Origin of the sequence: Anaerostipes sp., assembly GCF_018381315.1 — a bacterium.
GTDB lineage: Bacteria > Bacillota > Clostridia > Lachnospirales > Lachnospiraceae > Anaerostipes.
This window is the reverse complement of sequence record NZ_JAGZSD010000008.1, coordinates 38,288-59,005: the sequence shown is the minus strand read 5'-3', so window position 1 is coordinate 59,005 and position 20,718 is coordinate 38,288. Positions and strand designations below refer to the sequence as shown.

21 protein-coding genes are annotated in these 20,718 nt (G+C 45.8%); 20 read left to right on the top strand and 1 reads right to left on the bottom strand.

Annotation, left to right across the window (positions count from 1 at the left end; genetic code table 11):
• Positions 1-18: 18 nt before the first annotated feature.
• On the bottom strand, positions 19-900 hold the full coding sequence (locus KH180_RS08285; protein ID WP_290759051.1) for an AraC family transcriptional regulator: 882 nt from the start codon (positions 898-900) through the stop codon (positions 19-21).
• 151 nt (positions 901-1,051) lie between these two features.
• On the opposite strand from KH180_RS08285, the gene dapF reads away from it, so the two are divergent.
• The 20 genes from dapF (at position 1,052) to rpoD (ending at position 20,711) form a co-directional block, all read left to right on the top strand.
• A complete protein-coding gene (dapF, locus tag KH180_RS08280; protein WP_290759048.1) occupies positions 1,052-1,903 on the top strand; it encodes a diaminopimelate epimerase in 852 nt (283 codons plus the stop codon).
• Between the two features lie 9 nt (positions 1,904-1,912).
• Positions 1,913-3,370, top strand: coding sequence for a UDP-N-acetylmuramoyl-L-alanyl-D-glutamate--2,6-diaminopimelate ligase (locus KH180_RS08275; protein ID WP_290759045.1), 1,458 nt, complete (start codon positions 1,913-1,915; stop codon positions 3,368-3,370).
• A 114-nt stretch (positions 3,371-3,484) separates the two neighbouring features.
• Positions 3,485-4,354 (top strand): shikimate dehydrogenase, encoded by an 870-nt coding sequence (locus tag KH180_RS08270; protein WP_290759043.1) that lies wholly within the window; start codon positions 3,485-3,487, stop codon positions 4,352-4,354.
• Positions 4,355-4,517: 163 nt separating this feature from the next.
• Positions 4,518-5,990 carry a stage IV sporulation protein A gene (spoIVA, locus tag KH180_RS08265; protein WP_290759041.1) on the top strand — a complete coding sequence of 491 codons (1,473 nt, stop codon included), beginning with the start codon at positions 4,518-4,520 and terminating at the stop codon, positions 5,988-5,990.
• A gap of 89 nt (positions 5,991-6,079) precedes the next feature.
• A complete protein-coding gene (locus KH180_RS08260) occupies positions 6,080-7,042 on the top strand; it encodes a beta-ketoacyl-ACP synthase III (RefSeq protein WP_290759038.1) in 963 nt (320 codons plus the stop codon).
• A gap of 295 nt (positions 7,043-7,337) precedes the next feature.
• Positions 7,338-8,141, top strand: a complete 804-nt coding sequence (locus KH180_RS08255) for a GTP pyrophosphokinase (RefSeq protein ID WP_290759035.1) — start codon at positions 7,338-7,340, stop codon at positions 8,139-8,141.
• Positions 8,142-8,149: 8 nt separating this feature from the next.
• Entirely contained in the window at positions 8,150-9,511 is a 1,362-nt protein-coding gene (locus tag KH180_RS08250; RefSeq protein WP_290759033.1) for an RsmF rRNA methyltransferase first C-terminal domain-containing protein, read from the top strand.
• Positions 9,511-10,233 carry a pseudouridine synthase gene (locus KH180_RS08245; protein ID WP_290759263.1) on the top strand — a complete coding sequence of 241 codons (723 nt, stop codon included), beginning with the start codon at positions 9,511-9,513 and terminating at the stop codon, positions 10,231-10,233. The genes KH180_RS08250 and KH180_RS08245 overlap by 1 nt, the downstream gene beginning before the upstream one ends.
• Positions 10,227-10,892 carry an HAD family hydrolase gene (locus KH180_RS08240; protein ID WP_290759260.1) on the top strand — a complete coding sequence of 222 codons (666 nt, stop codon included), beginning with the start codon at positions 10,227-10,229 and terminating at the stop codon, positions 10,890-10,892. Before KH180_RS08245 ends, KH180_RS08240 begins: the two co-directional genes overlap by 7 nt.
• Before the next feature lie 20 nt (positions 10,893-10,912).
• Positions 10,913-11,671, top strand: coding sequence for an SDR family NAD(P)-dependent oxidoreductase (locus KH180_RS08235; protein ID WP_290759031.1), 759 nt, complete (start codon positions 10,913-10,915; stop codon positions 11,669-11,671).
• A gap of 11 nt (positions 11,672-11,682) precedes the next feature.
• A complete protein-coding gene (locus KH180_RS08230; protein WP_290759028.1) occupies positions 11,683-12,672 on the top strand; it encodes an RluA family pseudouridine synthase in 990 nt (329 codons plus the stop codon).
• Positions 12,654-13,187, top strand: a complete 534-nt coding sequence (locus KH180_RS08225) for a Holliday junction resolvase RecU (RefSeq protein WP_290759025.1) — start codon at positions 12,654-12,656, stop codon at positions 13,185-13,187. The genes KH180_RS08230 and KH180_RS08225 overlap by 19 nt, the downstream gene beginning before the upstream one ends.
• Before the next feature lie 83 nt (positions 13,188-13,270).
• Positions 13,271-14,152: a YicC/YloC family endoribonuclease gene (locus KH180_RS08220; protein ID WP_290759022.1), complete on the top strand. Its 882-nt coding sequence runs from the start codon at positions 13,271-13,273 to the stop codon at positions 14,150-14,152.
• Positions 14,153-14,164: 12 nt separating this feature from the next.
• Entirely contained in the window at positions 14,165-14,779 is a 615-nt protein-coding gene (gene gmk, locus KH180_RS08215; protein ID WP_290759019.1) for a guanylate kinase, read from the top strand.
• Between the two features lie 14 nt (positions 14,780-14,793).
• Positions 14,794-15,033, top strand: a complete 240-nt coding sequence (gene rpoZ / locus KH180_RS08210; protein ID WP_290759016.1) for a DNA-directed RNA polymerase subunit omega — start codon at positions 14,794-14,796, stop codon at positions 15,031-15,033.
• 71 nt (positions 15,034-15,104) lie between these two features.
• Positions 15,105-15,932: an undecaprenyl-diphosphate phosphatase gene (locus KH180_RS08205; RefSeq protein WP_290759013.1), complete on the top strand. Its 828-nt coding sequence runs from the start codon at positions 15,105-15,107 to the stop codon at positions 15,930-15,932.
• 9 nt (positions 15,933-15,941) lie between these two features.
• Positions 15,942-16,691 (top strand): sigma-70 domain-containing protein, encoded by a 750-nt coding sequence (locus KH180_RS08200; RefSeq protein ID WP_290759007.1) that lies wholly within the window; start codon positions 15,942-15,944, stop codon positions 16,689-16,691.
• Positions 16,692-16,735: 44 nt separating this feature from the next.
• Complete coding sequence (locus tag KH180_RS08195; RefSeq protein ID WP_290759005.1) at positions 16,736-17,743, top strand: deoxyguanosinetriphosphate triphosphohydrolase; 1,008 nt, start codon at positions 16,736-16,738, stop codon at positions 17,741-17,743.
• Between the two features lie 81 nt (positions 17,744-17,824).
• Positions 17,825-19,582 (top strand): DNA primase, encoded by a 1,758-nt coding sequence (gene dnaG / locus KH180_RS08190; RefSeq protein ID WP_290759002.1) that lies wholly within the window; start codon positions 17,825-17,827, stop codon positions 19,580-19,582.
• 34 nt (positions 19,583-19,616) lie between these two features.
• A complete protein-coding gene (gene rpoD / locus KH180_RS08185) occupies positions 19,617-20,711 on the top strand; it encodes an RNA polymerase sigma factor RpoD (RefSeq protein ID WP_137328338.1) in 1,095 nt (364 codons plus the stop codon).
• Positions 20,712-20,718: the final 7 nt, after the last annotated feature.

Sequence of the window (20,718 nt, the reverse complement as noted above, 5' to 3'; positions counted from 1 at the left end):
GGAGTTTTTCTTTTGCTGTTATTCTGCCTGATGCGGGTTTTCCGCTTTATGGGGGTCGTAATCCCGGACGGTATTGGGTACATTGCGGTTTTCCCTGCGGTAAGCGGTAGGACTTGATCCGGTAATCTTTTTGAAGGCTTTGGAAAAAGCCAGCTGGTTGGCATATCCGCAGGAGTAGGAGATGTTTTTGATTGGAAGGTCTGTATCCACAAGAAGTTCGGTAGCTTTTGTAATGCGGAACCGAAGGAGAAACTGCTGCGGAGACATATGAAGATTCTCCTGGAACATACTGGACAGATAACTCCGGTTCAGGGAAACATAGGCTGCAATATCCGTGACAGTAATGACGTTCTGGTAGTTTTTCTGTATGAATTCTATAGCCTTGCTGATATGAATATTTTCACTGGAAAAGTCCGACTTATATTTAATATCTGCAGACCTGCTGAAACAGGCAAAGATCAGAAAAAGGATACCCTGGATATACAGCTCGTTGCTGTAGCTTAAAGTATTGTGCCTGAGAATATCTTCTATGTAAGATACAAGAAGATCCTTTTCTTCACAGTGGCAGATGAGATGGCGGCTGTCCAGACCGCAGCGCTCCAGGTAATCATCGGCCTGGCTTCCGGAAAAACCTACCCAAAGATAAGTCCATGGATCCTTTTCGTCAGCCTGGTAAAATGTGACTTCTCCGGGCAGAATTAAAAAGGCATCTCCCGGTCCGATGGTATACTGCTGATCTCCGGCATAATAATAACCTTTACCGCTGACACAGTAATGAAGCAGATGGTGGCTTCGTACAGCAGGGCCGAATGAATAGAGCGGAGTGCACTCCTGCATGCCGCAAAAAAGAAGATAAAAATCCGAAAACATCTGGCTTTTAATTTCTAAAAAAGAATACATGGCCTGTCCTTTCCCTGTTTTTTACTATTATTTTACAACAGAAAGCCGGAAAACACAACTGAGAGACGGCAGAAAACACTTTGTGTTTCTATATTGATTATGGTAGAATAAATAAAATATTAATAACAATATGAAAATAAGGAGTGATTCCATGAAATTTACAAAGATGCACGGCTGCGGCAATGATTATGTATATGTCAACTGTTTTGAAGAAAAGATAGAAAATCCGAATGCGGCAGCAAAGTTTGTCAGTGACCGCCATTTTGGGATTGGTTCGGACGGCATGATCTGTATTCACCCTTCCGATAAAGCAGATTTTCGTATGGCAATGTATAATTCAGACGGTTCGGAGGGAGCTATGTGCGGCAACGGAGTCCGCTGTATTGCAAAGTATGTGTATGATTATGGACTGACTGATAAAACAAGAATTACAATAGAGACAAAAGGCGGCATAAAAGAACTGGATCTTACGGTGGAGAACGGAAAGGTCACATGGGTTAATGTTGACATGGAAGCACCGGTGCTGGATGCTGAAAAGATTCCGGTCATCTATGATGAGGAAGATCAGGTCATTGACAAACCTGTCATTGTGGACGGCAGAGAATACAGGATTACCTGCGTATCCATGGGGAATCCGCACGGTGTTGTGTTTGTGGACTCTGTAGATGATCTTGACATTGAAAAGCTTGGGCCTATGTTTGAGAACCATCCCATGTTTCCGGACAGAGTCAACACAGAATTTATTGAGGTAATTGACGAGCAGACCATCAAAATGAGGGTCTGGGAACGCGGGGCAGGAGAGACACTTGCCTGCGGAACCGGAGCATGTGCGAGTGCCTATGCAAGCTATTTAAATAAGAAGACCGGCAAAAAAGTTCTGGTCCATCTTTTAGGCGGAGATCTTCAGATTGAATATGATGAAGAAAAGCATACGATTTTTATGAAAGGGCCTGCCACAAAAGTATTTGACGGAGAGATTGACCTTACGGAAGTTCTGGCTTAGGAGGAATCTATGAAATTATCAAAATTATTAGAACGTTCAGAATATACCCTTGTGCAGGGTTCAGAAGACACAGAGATCAGCACTCTTGTGTATGACTCAAGAAAAGTTGAAGAGGGCAGTGTATTTGTCTGTATTTCCGGGGCGGCCTTTGACGGCCATAAGTTTATCAGCCAGGTTGTACAGCAGGGTGCCAAAGCTATTGTGGCTGAACAGGACATTGAGGCACCTGAGGATGTAACAGTGATCCGGTTTGGCGATACAAGGAGAGCACTGGCTGAAATGTCAGCAGCTTATTTCGGATATCCTGCAGAGGAGCTGACTACCATTGGGATCACAGGGACAAAAGGGAAAACAACGATTACTTACATGATCCAGTCTGTACTTGAGCATGCGGGGCAGAAAACAGGACTGATCGGAACGATTGAGACGGTGATCGGGGAGGAGAGAATCCCTTCAGTCAATACAACGCCGGAGTCTTATGTAATTCAGGAGTCTTTCCGAAAGATGGCAGATGCGGGATGCAAAAATGTAGTTATGGAAGTGTCCTCACAGGGTCTGATGCTTCACAGGGTGAGCGGTTTTGTCTTTGACTACGGGATTTTTACGAATCTGGCAGAAGACCATATCGGTGAAAATGAGCATAAAGATATGGATGACTATATTCACTGTAAGTCTCTGCTGTTTCAGCAGTGCAGACAGGGGATCGTAAACGGCGATGACAGTTATGTGGACCGGATTGTAAAAGGGCATACCTGCTCTCTTGAAACTTTTGGCATGAATGAGAATAACGATGTGTATGCCCAAAATGTAAAGCGGATCCAGGAACCGGGGTATCTGGGTGTTTCCTATGATCTGAAGGGAAAGGAAGAGTACAATGTCCATGTAGACATACCGGGGGATTTTACGGTCTACAATTCACTGGCAGCTATCTCTCTGTGCCGTCACATGGGGATCCAAAAGTCCGATGTACTGGAAGCTTTGAATACAATCCAGGTAAAAGGACGCCTGGAGATCGTAAAAACACCGGGTGAATATACACTGATGATTGATTATGCACACAACGCGATGAGTCTGGAGAGTCTTCTTACGACAATCCGCAAATATGAGCCGGAAAAGATCTACTGCCTGTTCGGCTGCGGAGGCAACCGGGCAAAAGCAAGAAGATATGAAATGGGAGAAGTATCCTCAAAGCTTTCGGATCTTACTGTGGTGACGTCTGACAATCCAAGAAATGAAGAACCTATGGATATCATCAATGACATTTTAGTCGGCGTCCATAAAGGCCCGGGCAAATACGTAACAATTCCGGACAGGAAGGAAGCCATACGCTATTGTATGGAACACGCCGGCAAGGGAGATATTGTTATTCTTGCAGGCAAAGGGCATGAAGACTACCAGGAGATCAGGGGAGTCAAACATCATATGGATGAAAGAGACCTGATCCGCGAGATTATAGAAGAAGCATAGCTGAACAAAAGCGAAGGCATGCGGCGCCTGGCTGCCGGATGCCTTTCAGATAAAATGATAACAAAGAAAAAGGGCAGCTTTGCAAGTCTGCCAGAGAAAAGAGTAGGAGGAACTATGGACAGCAGAATCAAAGGAACAACAAAATTACTGGGACTGATCGGATCACCGGTGGGGCATTCAGGATCACCGGCAATGCACAATTATGGCTTTCAGGCATTGGATATTGATGCAGCTTACCTCGCATTTGATATTAAAGAAGAACAGGTAAAAGATGCAATCAGTGCAGTCCGCACCCTGAATATGAAAGGGATTAACGTAACGATGCCGTGTAAGACTGAAGCGGCAAAATACATGGATGAGCTATCTCCGGCGGCCAGGCTGATCGGTGCAGTCAATACTGTAGTGAACAGGGATGGAAAGCTTTACGGACATATCACCGACGGTGAAGGATTTGTGGCAAACTTAAATGACCACGGTGTTGAGGTGCAGGGAAAAGATATTGTAATCTTCGGTGCAGGCGGTGCAGCAACTGCTATTTTAGTTCAGTGTGCCCTGGATGATGCAAAAGAGATCACAGTAATCAATCCGAGAGATGATTTCTTCGGACGGGCTGAAGAGATGCACAAAAAACTCCGCGTGGAAGCACCGGACTGCAGGATCTCGCTGATTGACCTGGCAGATGAAGCTGCAGTGAAAAAGGCAGTTGCCAAGACAGACATCCTTGTGAACGGAACTCTGCTTGGAATGAAACCGAAAGAAGATACTTCCGTGATCCAGGATACAAGTCTGTTCCATGAAGGCATGGTTGTTGCAGATGTTGTATATAATCCAAAAGAGACAAAGCTTTTAAAGGATGCAAAAGCGGCAGGCTGCAAAACTGTGCAGGGAGACGGAATGCTTTTATGGCAGGGAGTGGCAGCATTTAAACTGTTCACAGGACAGGATATGCCGGTAAAGGAAGTTAAAGAAAAGTTTTTTTCCTGACAATACATAGTGACGAAATATAAAAAGGACTGCAGGGGCAGTCCTTTTTATATTTCATAGGAAATCGCCAAAGCGGCCCTCAAGCGGGATTCTTTTTTGCTGTTACAGTCATAACTTACGGAGAGTCCGCATATACTTTAACAGTCTATCGTAGGAGGATATTATGGATTACTTTAATGTATATAAGGATATTATGGCCAGGACCGATGGGGAAATCTACATCGGCGTGGTAGGTCCCGTGAGGACTGGGAAGAGTACATTTATCAAGCGGTTTATGAACCTGATGGTTCTTCCGAATATGGAAAATGAGAATGAAAGAAACCGTGCCAACGACGAGCTTCCCCAGTCGTCCAGCGGGAAGACCATCATGACAACGGAACCGAAGTTTGTGCCCAATGAGGCGGTAGAGATTAACGTGGATGACGGCATCAGCATGAAGGTCCGCCTGATCGACTGTGTCGGCTATATGGTAAACGGAGCGGTGGGCCATATTGAGGGGGAAGAGGAACGGTTGGTCAAAACGCCGTGGTTTGATTATGAGATTCCGTTTACAAAGGCAGCCAGCATTGGAACAAAAAAGGTTATCACAGAGCATTCCACCATCGGCATCGTTGTGACAACAGACGGTTCTTTCGGAGACATAGAGGCGGCTAATTACCAGGAGCCGGAAGAAGAGACGATCAAACAGCTGAAAGCATTACATAAACCATTTGTGGTACTTTTAAATACCAGCCGCCCTTATTCCGAGGATACAGTGAAGCTGGCCAGGGAAAAAGAGGAAAAATATGGGGCAAAGGTGCTGCCGATGAACTGTGAGCAGCTTAAAAAGGATGATATTTATTTCATACTGAAAAGTGTTCTGATGGAATTTCCAATCTCATCCATCGGATTTTTCGTGCCGAAGTGGGTGGAGGTACTGCCGAAAGACCACAAGATCAAACAGGAGATTATGGATACGGCCCGCAGGATGCTTATGGAAAAGGATACAATGAAGGACATCTATGAGGAGGAAGATTACGAAAATCAATACATAAAACAGTGGAAGCTGGATTCTGTAGCCATGGATACAGGTGTAATCCGAATCGCAGTTGATATGGATGATTCTTATTATTATGAATTTTTAAGCGACACAATCGGGCTGCCGATTAAAAATGAGTATGAATTCATTTCTATTATGCAGGACCTGGCAAGGCAGAAGAAAGAATACGAAGAGGTGGCAGATGCACTGAATGCGGTGAAGCAGCGGGGCTATGGAGTTGTGACGCCGACCAAAGGCGACATTGTACTGGAAGAACCGAAGATCGTCAAGCACGGCAATAAGTATGGAGTAAAGATCAAAGCCAGTGCTCCGTCTATTCATATGATCCGGGCGAACATCTCAACGGAGATTGCACCGATTGTCGGGGAAGAATATCAGGCAAAAGATCTTATGGAGTACTTTGACAAGGGAAAAAGTGATTCTCAGGAGAGTATCTGGGATATCAATATTTTCGGAAAGACACTGGAACAGCTGGTGGGAGAGGGTATGCAGTCCAAAGCCCAGAAGATGACCGAGGAAAGCCAGCAGAAACTGCAGGATACGATGGAGAAAATCGTAAACGAAAGCAATGGCGGGCTGGTCTGCATTATCATTTGATAATAGCTGGGCACCATTGACAAATCGGGGAAAAAAGAATATACTTTGGTAAACAAAATATTAGGAAAGCGCAGGATAAATGATAAGATATGTCGATTAGAATATTAGGTACAGGAAGTTATCTTCCGGAGACGATTGTTACAAACGATGATTTAGCAAAAGTGATGGATACCAGTGACGAGTGGATTGCCAGCAGAACAGGTATCCGGGCGCGTCATATTTCTGTAGATGATACAACATCCGGCATGGCAGTCAAAGCTGCAGAAAAGGCCTTAGAGGAAAGCGGAGTTGCTCCGGAAGAGCTGGACTGTATCTTTTTTGCGACATTGTCCGGCGACCGGGCTACTCCCAACGGTGCATGTGATGTGCAGAAGGCCATCAAAGCTGTAAATGCAGTCTGTATGGACTTAAATGCAGCCTGCTCCGGGTTTGTTTATGCACTGACGACTGCCATTGCATACGCAAAGGCCGGCATGGCCAAAAAAATGCTGGTCATCGGTGTAGAAACTTTATCCAAGATCGTAGACTGGAATGACCGGAGCAGCTGTGTTTTGTTCGGGGATGGAGCAGGATGTGCGGTTGTGGAAGCAGATGATTCCAAGGAAGTCTTTATTGATTTTGGATCTAACGGAGAACTCGGCGAAGCATTGACCTGCGGTGAGAGAAAATTAAATAACTTATTGGTAGAAAATCATGAGCCTTTGGAGCCTGTTTTCATGGACGGACAGGAAGTGTACCGCTTTGCGGTAAAGACGGTTCCCAAGACGATTGAGAATGTACTTGAGAAAGCAGGAGCTTCAAAAGATGAAATCAAATACTATGTCCTGCATCAGGCGAACAAACGGATCATTGATTCGGCGGCAAAGCGTCTGAAGCTTGACATTGAAAAGTTTCCGATGAATCTGGACCGATGCAGCAATACATCGTCGGCGAGTGTTCCGATCTTATTAGACGAGATCAATAAAAAGGGAATGCTTGAGAGAGGAGATAAGCTTGTTTTGTGCGGATTCGGCGGAGGGCTGACCTGGGGAACGATTTATTTAGAATGGTAAGAAACGGCCGGAGACAGTTCCGGTATCATCTGAGAAAAAAGTAGGGCTTTCCTGCTTTTTTTGTTTGTTGGGGGTGTTTTTCTCCCTTGCCTTCCGTCGGCTCTGGAAAGGCCTTCTCCAGGCAAGGGAGAAAAACGAACAGCCCTCTTAGATGAGGGACCTCCAAACAAAAGGTGGTGTTTCAGATCTTTTGGCGGCCGCAGGGCATCCCGCATTATAAATCCTTCGGATGAGCGTGCTTCGCACGGCAAGGTATGGTATAATATATTAATATAGATTAAGGGAGGTGTTGGCAATGGAATTACAGATGTGGAGAGAGATCCTTTGCCCTTACGACTTAGCTGTGGAAGAATTAAAGCTGAAGTTCGTACACATCATGAATGAGTATAGGACTGCAGGCCGTTATTCACCGATTGAACAGGTGGACGGCAGAGTAAAGAGTATTTCCAGCATTCTTGATAAGATGCAGAGAAAGAAAATAAACATAAATGAAATAGAGACAGATCTGGAGGACATTGCAGGCATTCGGGTCATTTGTCAGTTCGTGGAGGATATTGACCGGGTGGTTGAGATCATTGAGCAGCGCTCGGATATGGAGATCAAAACGAAAAAGGACTATATCACAAAGGCAAAAGACAGCGGATACCGGAGTTATCACGTTATTATTTATTATGACGTGGATACGATCTACGGCAAGAAAAGGATTCAGGCAGAGATACAGATCCGTACCCTGGCTATGAATTTCTGGGCCACGGTAGAGCATTCCCTTCAGTATAAGTATAAGGAGAACATTCCGGAGCATATCACAGATAAGCTGATGAATGCGGCAGATGCTATTGTGGTGCTGGATAAAGAGATGTCCATTGTCAGAGATGAGATCATGGATGCGCAGAATTCTTTCCGGAAAAAGGCAAATATTGTTTCAGAGATTCTGTCAACGATGCAGAATTTATATAAAGTTGCCAATAAACAGGAAGTGATTAAGATACAGGATGAGTTTTACAAAATATATGAGACAGGGGATATGGAACAGCTGATCCATTTCAACAAGCAGCTGGATATCATTGCGGAAGGCTACCGCGCGCAGAGCCTGTCATAGGAGAAATTATGGAACTACCACAGTTATTCGTTGAGAAGATGAAGTCTCTTCTGGGAGAAGAATACAGCGATTATGAGGCATGCCTTCAAAGACCAAAGCAGAACGGCATCCGTGTAAACACCTCTAAGATTTCGGCAGAGGAATTTCAAAAAATAGCACCTTTTAAGACAGAGCCGGTGCCATGGACAAAAAATGGCTTTTTTGTGGAAGCAAAAGAACAGCCGGCAAAGCATCCGTTTTATCATGCGGGGCTTTACTACATCCAGGAGCCGAGTGCTATGGCACCTGCGGCGTTTCTGCCGGTGAAGCCGGGAGATAAGGTTCTGGACCTCTGTGCAGCTCCGGGAGGCAAATCTACGGAACTTGGAGCGAGACTGCAGGGGGAAGGGATTCTTGTATCCAATGATATCAGCATTACAAGAACAAAAGCTCTGCTTAAAAACTTGGAGATGTTCGGGATCAGCAACAGTGTGATCGTAAGTGAGGAACCGAAAAATCTGGTGCCGGCATTCTATGAATATTTTGATAAAGTATTAGTGGACGCCCCGTGTTCAGGGGAAGGAATGTTTAGGAAGGGCAGCAGTGAGATCAGGAATTGGGCGGAATACGGGATTGAACCCTATGTAAATATCCAGAGAGAAATCATTCTGGATGCAGTTAAGATGCTGAAGCCGGGAGGCTGTCTCTTGTATTCCACCTGTACCTTTTCACCGGAAGAGGACGAGCAGCTGATCGAGTATCTGCTGGAACAGGTGCCGGAGCTTTCTCTGGCAGACATGCCAGAGGCAGAAGGGTTTGACAGGGGGCATCCGGAATGGACTTTGTCAGGCCGTTCGGATGTTAAGAAGTGTATCAGACTCTGGCCGCATAAGATTAAGGGAGAGGGCCATTTTCTTGCACTTCTGAAAAAGGAAGGGGAATCAGCGCCGGCAGGAAAAACTCAGAAATCTCCCTGTGCAAAGATTTCCCCGGAGGCGGAGGAATTTCTCTCTGAATGCACAATCAGAATGGACAGGAAACGCATAAAAGAGCACAAAGGAAGACTGATTCTCACGCCGGAGGATCTGCCCGATTTGAGTGGGCTGAGAGTACTGAGGCACGGCCTTCTGCTGGGAGAGATGAAAAAAAGAAGATTTGAGCCAAGCCAGGTGCTGGCAATGGCACTATCCGGAGACGGATATGCAAGAACACTGGATTTAAGTCTCTCCGATGAGCGGCTTATGAAGTATCTGAAATGTGAAACAATTCTTTCAGATGAAAAGGAAGACGGTATGTATCTTGTCACTGTTTTGGGATATCCTCTCGGATGGGGGAAACTTTCCAAAGGACGGTTAAAAAACAAATATGCACCGTCATGGAGATGGATGTGATGAAGGCAATGCGTTTGGACAAGTTTTTATGTGAGGTTTCAGGCTGTACAAGAAGTGAAGCAAAAAAACTGATCCGGCAGGGAAAGGTTCTGGCGGCAGAAGAAATTGTGAAAAAGCCGGAATTTAAAGTAGTGCCGGGGCAGGATAAGGTCACACTTGACGGAAAAGAGCTTATGTTCCGGGAGTATGAGTACCTGATGATGAACAAACCTAAGGGCGTGGTCACCGCAACGAAGGATTCCAGAGAAGAAACTGTTATGGACCTGATTCCAGGAATCCATAAAAAGGGTATGTTTCCAGTGGGAAGACTGGATAAAGACACAGAAGGACTCCTTCTGATTACAAATGACGGAGAACTGGGCCACTGTCTGCTGTCGCCCAAACATCATGTCACGAAACGATACTCTGTCACTGTAACAGGGGAAATCGGAAGAGCGCAGCAGCAGGCTTTTGAAGCGGGGATGGATATCGGAGACGAAAAGCCTTTAAAGCCCGCAAAGCTTGAAATCATTAAATCAGGAGAGGTTTCGTCTGCTGAGGTATTTATCACAGAAGGAAGGTTCCATCAGATTAAGCGGATGTTTGAGGCAGTGGGAAGCCAGGTACTTGAACTGAAGCGTTTGGCTATGGGCCCGCTTGTTCTGGACCCGGAACTTTCGCCCGGGCAGTTCAGGGAACTTACAGAGGAAGAGATCAGATGTTTAAAGGAGAACCAATGCTGAAGGATAAAAAAGCAGTTATTTTTGATTTGGACGGAACCCTGGTAGATTCCATGTGGATTTGGAAAGAGATCGATGAACGGTTTTTAGGACAGTATGGATTTCAGGTTCCGGAAGGGCTGAATGATGCGCTGGAAGGGTTCAGCTTCAATGAAACGGCGGAGTACTTTAAAAGCCATTTCACGCTGCCCCTGACAACAGAGGAGATTAAAGATACATGGAACCGCATGGCATATGAAATGTACATGAATGAGATTCCTTTGAAAGAAGGAGCAAAAGAGTTTCTGGATATTTTGAAAGAAAAAGGTCTGCCGCTCGGCATTGCGACCAGCAATTCCAGAGAACTGACAAAAGCATGTCTGAAGGCTCACGGCATCGGAGAATATTTTCAGTATATCTGTACTTCCAATGAAGTGCCGAAAGGAAAACCGGCTCCCGATGTTTACTTAAAAACTGCTGAGAAGCTTTCAGTGGCTCCGGAACATATTTTAGTTTTTGAAGACATTCCATATGGCATTATGGCAGGAAATAACGCCAATATGACGACCTGTGCTGTGAGGGATTCTTATTCCCAGGCAGTGACGGACAAGAAGAGGGAACTGGCTGATTACTATATTGACACTTACTTTGATATCATAAATGGAACCTATCAATCAGTTTAAGCGATACGAGAGGTGATAACATGAAGAAAGTTGCGATTATTACAGGAGCTTCCTCAGGACTTGGAAGACAGTTCGTTCTGCAGACAGCAAAAAGCCATGGATTTTTAGATGAAATCTGGGTAGTGGCCAGGAGAGCGGACCGCCTTTTAGAACTGGGAGTGCTGGTATCCAATATTGTGATCCGGCCGATTCCGCTGGATCTTTCAAAAAAAGAAAGTATCCAAAGAATGAAAAGTATTCTGGCCAAGGAAAAGCCAAAAGTTTATGTGCTGGCAAACTGTTCAGGACTTGGACTGGCCGGAATGTTTGACCGGCAGGATGAGGAACTGCTGGACCAGATGCTGAAGGTGAACTGTATGGCACTTACGAGGATCACCAGAGCTGTGCTGCCGTACATGCCGAGGAAGGCCCGCATTATTCAGGTGGCATCCTCAGCGGCCTTTGCGCCTCAGCCGGGATTTGCAGTGTATGCAGCTACAAAATCTTATGTACTGAATTACAGTTTGGCTTTGAGACAGGAATTGAAGAAGAGAAAAATTTTTGTGACGGCCGTGTGTCCGGGACCGGTAAACACAGAATTTTTTGATACAGCCTATCAAAAAAACGAAATGAAACTATACAAAAAGCTTGTAATGGCAAAGCCGGAAAAGGTTGTGAAAAAAGCCCTCAAAGATGTGAAAAAAGGCAGAGCAGTCTCTGTTTACGGAATATCTATGAAGGCTGTGAGAGTGCTCTGCAAGCTGCTTCCAAGCAGCCTGATCGTCAGGCTGATTCATTAGAGGGAAAACACATGAAAGAAATCAGGATTTCAGAAAGAGAAGAAGAACAGCGCCTTGACAAACTTCTTGCAAAGTTTTTGAACAAGGCTCCCAAGAGCTTTCTTTATAAAATGCTCCGGAAAAAAAACATCAAGCTGAACGGGAAAAAAGCTTCCGGAAGTGAAAAGCTGAAATCCGGTGATGTAGTATGCATTTACCTTGCGGATGCAACCATTGCATCTTTTCGGGAGGAGCCGAAAACCGAGCGGAAAAAAGCTGATCTGTCAGTGGCCTATCAGGATTCCAATGTGCTGATTATTAATAAGCCGTATGGCATGCTGTCACAGAAGTCAAAGCCGTCGGATGTGTCGGTCAATGAACTGATCGTCCCTTACTGCCTGGAGCATGGGATTTTAAAGGAGTCTGATCTGGAGCTGTTCCGTCCGTCAGTCTGCAACCGACTGGACAGAAACACAACAGGACTGCTGATCGCGGGAATATCTCTGGAAGGGCTTCAGACTATGGCAGAAATGCTGAAGGAGCGCACAGTTAAAAAGTATTACTATTGTATTGTAAAAGGGACGGTCAAAGACAGATGCCGGAGGTCAGGATATATCAGCAAAGACCGCAGGGAAAATAAAGTTTCCTTTTCTGATAAGAAAGAAGGGGAAGGGAGTTTTATTGAAACTGCATATGAGCCGGTGGCCTGCGGCCGTGGCTTTACCCTTTTAAAAGTTGAGCTGATTACCGGAAAGACCCATCAGATCCGTGTCCATTTGTCAGAAATGGGGTATCCTCTGGCTGGGGATACCAAGTACGGGGACAGGGAAGTGAATCTTTGGATGAAAAAGAAGTTTGGTGTGAAGCACCAGCTTCTGCACTGCGGCTGTCTTGTATTTCCGGAGGGGATGAAAAGATGCAGGGAACTGTCCGGAAGGACAGTCACCGCACAGATGCCGGAATTGTTTGTAAAGGCGGCAGAGGAATTGTTTGGGAGTGCAGTATGGGAACCTGGAATTTAAAAGGACTGAGGGGATCGGTTCTGGAGGAACTGATCAACCACACCAATGAAAAGTATAAAGAGCAGGGGCTGGCGCTGGTCCAGAAAATACCGACCTCCATAAAGCCGGTCAGGTTTGATAAGGCCAGCAGGCAGATCACCCTGGCGTACTTTGACCAGAAAAGTACGGTCGATTATATCGGAGCCGTCCAGGGATATCCGATTTGTTTTGACGCCAAGGAATGCGGAAATGACGTATTTCCTTTACATAATATTCATGAGCATCAAATAGAATTTATGGAGAGGTTTGAAAAGCAGGGCGGCATCAGTTTTCTTCTGATTTATTTTACGCACAGGCAGGCATGCTACTTCCTGTCTTTTGAAGAGACAATGAAGTACTGGAACCGCCAAAAAGGCGGAGGACCGAAGCACTTTAAATTTGGAGAACTGGATGCAGGCTTTTTTGTCCCGATGAAGAAGGGAATGGTTCTGCATTATCTGGAATGCCTCAATAAACTATTGGCCGCAAGGCGTTGACTTGGCGGCCGGTTTTTCGTATAATAAAACATTGAAACAGCCGTTACGTCCGGCAAATGAATTCACAGAAAGAAGATAGACCAATGATTAGAAGCATGACAGGATTTGGACGCAGCGTCGTATCCAATGACAACCATCAGACGATCACCGTTGAGGTGAAATCAGTCAATCACAGATACTGTGATATATCATTAAAGATTCCAAAAAAGTTTACTATGTTTGAGGCGGATGTCCGCAGCCTGTTCAAGCAGTTTGCAAACAGGGGGAAGGTCGATCTGTCCATATCATATGAAGATTTATCCGAGACCAGCGTAGGTCTCCACTATAACCGCGCCATGGCAAAAGAATACATGGATGCTTTTCATCAGATGGAAGAAGAGTTTGGTATTCCTGTGTCAATCACGGCAGAGCGGCTGTCCCAGTTCCCCGAGGTCCTGTCTTTGACGGAAGAGGTGTTCGATGAGAGCCAGTGGTGGAGTCTGATTGAGGCGGCTGTTAAAGAAGCAGGGGAGAAGTTCGTGGAATCCAGGACTGTGGAAGGGAAAAGGCTTCTGGAGGACATGGAAGGAAAGCTTGCACAGATGGAAGAAGATATTGAGTTTATCGCAGAGCGTTCTCCGTCTATTATCAAAGAGTACCGCACAAAGCTGGAGGATAAGGTTAAGGAATTTTTAGAAAATGCGGCTATGGATGAGAGCCGGATTGCCGCAGAAGTAACCTTATATGCAGATAAGATATCCGTGGATGAGGAGATTGTCCGTTTTAAGAGCCATATCAAAGCGATGCAGGAAGAACTTTACGAGAAAGACAGTGTCGGAAGAAAACTGGATTTCCTTGCCCAGGAGATGAACCGGGAGGCCAACACGATCTTGTCCAAGTCCAGTGACGTGGAACTTTCCAATCACGCCATTGAGCTTAAGACAAATGTGGAAAAGGTCAGAGAACAGGTTCAGAACATTGAGTAAGGAGGAAAAACAATGAAAAAAGGTGCATTGGTCATCTTATCCGGATTTTCCGGCGTTGGAAAAGGCACAGTGGCAAAACGCCTGGTGGAGAAATACGGCTACAGCTTATCCGTCTCCGCAACAACGAGAAAGCCCAGAGAAGGGGAAGTGGACGGCAGAGATTATTTTTTTAAGTCCGAAGAAGATTTCCGAAACCTGATTGACTACAATGGATTTATAGAATATGCTAGATACGTTGAAAATTTTTACGGCACCCCGCGGAAGTTTGTAGAAGAAGAACTGGATGCAGGGCACAATGTGATCCTGGAGATCGAAGTACAGGGAGCTTTTGCCATCAGAGAACAGTACGAAGATGCTCTTCTGGTGTTCATTACGGCACCTACTGCCCAGGAGATTAAGAACCGCCTGATCGGAAGAGGGACGGAGTCAGAGGAAGTCATCCATAAGAGACTTTTAAGAGCTGTAGAAGAGTCTGAGGATATGTGCCAGTATGATTATATTATCGTCAATGACGATCTGGAAGTATGTGTGGATCAGGTGCATGCGGTTGTCACCGCACAGGCATGTGAGCGCAGGCACAACATGGAATTAGTAAAAGAGACAATGGAAGGTTTAAAAACCCTATAGGAGGAATCATATTTATGCTACACCCATCATATTCAGAATTAATGCAGGTCATCAACGGAGATGATGAAGACAAGAATATCATCACCAGCCGCTATTCACTGGTTATTGCCAGCGCTAAAAGAGCAAGGCAGCTGATTGGAGGAGATATGCCCCTCAGTGAAGATGCGGATGAACAGAAGCCTCTTTCTACAGCAGTAGAGGAGATAAGAAGCGGCAAAGTAAAGATTCTTCAGGACGGAGAAGATGAAGAATAGAGAAAGAAGGAAGGGTGAATAGGATTTTTTCTAGTCACCCTTTTCAAATATTATTTTGAAAGGAACAGGACATGGATCTTATATTAATCTTAAAAACCGTCATTCTCGGAATTGTGGAGGGTATTACGGAATGGCTCCCAATCAGCAGCACAGGGCATTTGATCTTAGTGGATGAGTTCATAAACTTAAACGTCTCAGGAGCATTTAAGGAGATGTTTGACGTGGTGATTCAGCTGGGTGCCATTATGGCGGTGGTTGTGCTTTATTTTCACAAACTGAACCCGCTCTCACCGAAGAAAAACAGGGCGCAGAAGCATGAGACTATGGTTCTCTGGTATAAAGTAATCATTGCAGTCCTGCCGGCGGCTGTCATCGGCATTTTATTTGATGATGCTATTCATGACCGGTTTTTTAATCCTGTAGTGGTTGCGGCAACACTGATTATCTACGGTATTTTATTTATTGTCATTGAAAACCATAACGAGAGAAGACACAGAAGAGAGATGAATTCTCTGAAAGGGCTTACATACCGGATGGCCTTTGTTATAGGTGTGTTTCAGGTACTGGCACTGATCCCCGGAACCTCCCGTTCCGGAGCTACGATCGTCGGGGGAATCCTGATCGGATGCTCCAGGACAGTGGCGGCAGAGTTTTCTTTCTTCCTTGGAATACCGGTTATGTTCGGCGCAAGCCTTTTAAAGATCGTAAAATTTGGCTTTGCATTTACCGGAACTGAGCTGATTGTACTGGCGGTAGGAATGATTGTTTCTTTTCTGGTATCCATCATTGCAATTAAGTTTTTGATGGGATATGTAAAGCGGCATGACTTTAAAGCATTCGGTGTTTACCGGATTATACTTGGTATCCTGGTCATCGGATATTTTATGTTTTTGAAATAGGAGAATTACATGGATAAAGAATTATTTTTAAAGGGAATGCAGGAGCTTCTGGAGGTGGCAAAGGCCGGGGGCGATAAAATCCGCAAGAAAGATATTTTATCATACTTTGAAGGAATGGACATAACGGATGAGATTGAAGCAATGCTCTGTGATTATTTTGTGGAAGCGGGAGTCCGTGTGGAAGGTTATGACCGCATTCCCAAGAAGGAGCAGCCAGAAGAAGAGACAGAGCCGGGGGTTATCCGGTTTTATGAGGAGGAACTGGCAGAAAGGGGAGAATCTGACCCGGAGACCGTCAGGGATTTGATTGTCCGGCTCGTCAGCGGGGAGGATGTAAGAAACGAACTGATTGAGAGTCTGCTCACTGATGTGTCTTTAACTGCCAAAAAGTATACAGGACGCGGTGTTTTGCTTGGGGATCTGGTCCAGGAAGGCAACATGGGACTTATAGAGGCTGTTTATGAATTAGATGAAAAAGATCCCCGGAAAGCGGAAGAATTTCTGAAGGCGTCTGCCGAGGCAGCAATTAAGGCAGCCGTTTCAGAACAGACAAATGCAGATTCCATGGGAGAGCAGATGGCAGTAAAAGCGAACCGTCTTGATGAGGCAGCCAGATATCTGGCAAAGGATTTAGGAAGGGAAGCGACTGCAAAGGAACTTGCCGATGAGCTTTCCATGACTGAGGAGGAAGTAAAAGAGATCATGAAGATGTCGCTGGATGCGATCTCTGTGGTTGAGACAGACATTACCCAGAAATAGGCAGGATTTTCCGGCCGCCCATATGTGCAGGAAGAGGTGGGGCAATGAACATCAGAGAAAAGCAGGAACAGACAGAACAGGAGCTGTTAAGCCCGTATGCGACGCTGAGCAGCCAGACAAGAGGAAGAGAAAAGCCTGAGGTGGAGTGCGAGCTTCGGACCTGTTTCCAGAGAGACAGGGACCGGATCGTCCACTGCAAGGCTTTTCGGCGTTTAAAAGATAAAACCCAGGTGTTTTTATCACCGAAAGGGGACCATTACCGGACCAGGCTCACCCATACCCTGGAAGTGTCTCAAAATGCCAGGACCATAGCGAGAGCGCTGAATTTAAATGAACTGCTCACCGAGGCCATTGCCCTGGGCCATGATTTGGGGCACACACCGTTCGGCCATGCAGGTGAAAGGGCTTTGAATGAACTGAACCCGGAAGGGTTCCGCCATAATCTGCAGAGTGTCAGGGTAGTGGAATGCCTGGAAAAGAACGGACAGGGGCTGAACCTTACCTGGGAAGTCCGTGAGGGGATGAAAAATCATTCCACACACAGTGTTTCTGCCACTCTGGAGGGAAAGATCGTGCGTCTGGCCGACAAGATCGCCTATATTAACCATGACATTGATGACTCTATACGTGCGGGAGTTATGAAAGAGTCCGATCTTCCGGCAGAGTATACAGATGTGCTCGGGCACACCGTGAGAGAGCGCATCAACAATATCATCTGCGATATTGTAAAGCACAGCGAGGACAAAGACGATATTCTTATGTCTGAGGAAGTGCATACAGCGATGTTTGGTCTCAGGAGATTTATGTTTGACCATGTATATTTTAATCCTCAGACAAAAAAAGAGGAAAAAAAGGTGCACCATATTATAGAGCCGCTTTTTGAATATTATCTGCTGCATACGGACCTGCTTCCTGTTTATTCCAGAGAGAGGATCGGTGTCACAGAGTCCAGAGAGCAGGCAGTTTGCGATTATATTGCAGGAATGACGGACCATTTTGCTATTGAGACATACAAGGAAATCTTTATTCCGAAGTTCTGGCTTGAAAAGTGAGAAAAATAAAAAGGAATGAATCAATTTATGTAGAATAATATATATAGAGGACATTTATCACACAGATAGGAGGACAGGCTGTTGTTATACGGAGATGACATTATTGAAGAGGTCAGAAGCCGCAATGACATCGTGGATCTAATCTCTTCATATGTACCACTGAAGCGGAAAGGCAGCTCTTATTTTGGCCTTTGTCCTTTCCATAATGAGAAATCACCGTCGTTTTCTGTCAGCAGGGACAAGCAGATGTATTACTGTTTTGGATGCGGGGCAGGCGGCAACGTTTTTACTTTCATTATGGAATATGAAAACTTCACATTTCCGGAAGCCGTGCGCTACCTGGCGGAACGGGCCGGGATGGAGCTTCCCGAAGAGGAACTCAGTACAGAGGCAAAGCAGCAGGCAGATGCCAAAGCGAAACTAAAAGAGATGAATAAGATGGCGGCCAATTACTTTTATATTCTCCTGCACAGCAAAAGAGGGGAAAAAGGGCTTGCATATCTGAAAAAGCGGGGCATTACTGAGGAGACGATAAAGAAGTTCGGCCTTGGGTATGCGGATATTTACCAGGATGACCTCTACCGCTTTTTAAAGAGCAAAGGATTTTCAGACGAAGACTTAAAAGATTCTGCATTGGTCTCCATTGACGAGGCCAGAGGCGGCAGCGATAAGTTCTGGAACCGGGTCATGTTCCCGATCCAGGATGTCAACAGCCGGGTCATCGGCTTCGGGGGACGGGTCATGGGCGATGGAAGCCCCAAATATCTGAACTCCAGAGAGACGAAGCTCTTCGATAAAAGCCGGAATCTTTACGGACTGAATTTTGCACGGAGTTCAAGAGAAAAGTTTATGATTCTATGCGAAGGATATATGGATGTTATCACCATGCACCAGGCTGGTTTCACCAATGCGGTGGCGGCGCTGGGAACCGCATTTACGGAAGGGCATGGGATGCTGCTGAAACGCTATACCGATGAAGCCATACTCTCCTTTGACAGCGATGAAGCCGGACAGAGGGCCATTCTCAGGGCGATACCGATCTTAAAGGGTGCCGGACTTACCGTTCGGGTTCTTGACTTAAATCCATATAAAGATCCGGATGAGTTTATCAAGGGGCTGGGAAGCGAAGAGCTTACGAAGCGTATCCAAAAAGCCCGGAGCAGTTTTATGTTTCAGGTTTCTGTAGCGGCAGAAAAGTACAATCAGGACGATCCGGAGGAAAAGACAAAGTTTCAGCACGAGGCGGCCAAGCTCTTGTCTTCCATAAGAGAGCCGCTGGAGCGCAGTAATTACTGCGAGGCTGTATCCCGGGAATATTTCATGGGAGTAAAGGAACTGAAGGATCTTGTTGAATACTACGGCACCAGCGGATATGTCCGGGAAAAGCCGAAAGAGCCGGAACGGAAGCCGGCTGAATTCAAAAAAGAAGAAAAGAAACTGGAGCCGCAGAAGCTTCTGCTCACATGGCTGGTCAATGAGCCTGTGCTGTTTGAGAAGCTCCGGGGCATCATCGGGCCGGATGACTTTATTGAGCCGATTTACCACGGTGTTGCTTTACTGCTGTTTCAGGAATATGAGCAGGATGGAAAGGTTACGCCGGCAAAGATTCTGAACCAGTATGTGGACATGGAAGATCAGAAGAAGATCGCGGAACTGTTCAACACTACGCTGAAACTGAAGCCGCTGCCGGAGGACAATGACAAGGCACTGACCGACATTGTCCGCAAAGTAAAGGAAGACAGCATTGAACACAAGATGAATGAATCCAACGACATTATGAAATGGCAGGAGCTGATCCAGGAAAAGGGCAGCCTTGCAAAGCTGCATATTTCGATTTAGGTTGGTTAAAATAGGTATGAGAGGAAGGAAATCAATGGACGACACAATGTTACAATTCAGCGAGAAGCTGGCAGGTTTAGTAGAACTGGGGAAGAAAAATAAAAATTTCTTGGAGTATGCACAGATAGAAACATATTTCAAAGATTTTAAGCTGACATCTGATATGATGGAGGCGATTTTTGATTACCTGGAACAAAATGGGATTGATGTGCTTACGATTCCGGAGGGAGACGAAGACGAAGATCTGGAGATCAAAGAAGAGATTGAAGAAGAAGCGGACCTGACCATCCCGGACGGCGTCAGCATCGAAGACCCTGTGCGCATGTACTTAAAGGAAATCGGAAAAGTACCGCTGCTCAGTGCCGATGAGGAGATCCGTCTGGCCCAGAGGATGGAAGAAGGAGACGAGGAAGCAAAGAAGAAGCTGGCAGAAGCCAATCTGCGTCTCGTTGTCAGTATTGCAAAGCGTTATGTAGGACGGGGAATGCTGTTTCTGGATCTGATTCAGGAGGGAAATCTCGGCCTGATCAAAGCAGTAGAGAAGTTTGATTACAGAAAAGGATATAAATTCAGTACGTATGCCACTTGGTGGATCCGCCAGGCAATCACCAGAGCGATTGCTGACCAGGCGAGAACAATTCGTATCCCTGTGCATATGGTGGAGACCATCAACAAGCTGATCCGAGTATCCAGACAGCTTTTGCAGGAACTCGGACGGGAACCGCTTCCGGAAGAGATTGCAGAGGAGATGGATATCCCTGTTGACCGGGTACGGGAGATTTTAAAGATTTCCCAGGAGCCGGTTTCTTTAGAGACTCCGATTGGTGAGGAAGAGGACAGCCATCTTGGAGACTTTATACAGGACGATAATGTACCGGTGCCGGCAGATGCGGCGGCATTTACTCTGCTCAAAGAGCAGCTGAGCGAAGTTCTGGGAACTTTGACAGAGAGAGAGCAGAAGGTGTTAAGACTGCGTTTCGGTTTGGATGACAGCCGTGCAAGGACGCTGGAAGAAGTAGGAAAAGAGTTTAATGTCACAAGAGAGAGAATCAGGCAGATCGAAGCCAAGGCTTTGAGAAAGCTAAGACATCCGAGCCGCAGCAGAAAACTGAAAGATTATCTGGATTAATTGGGTG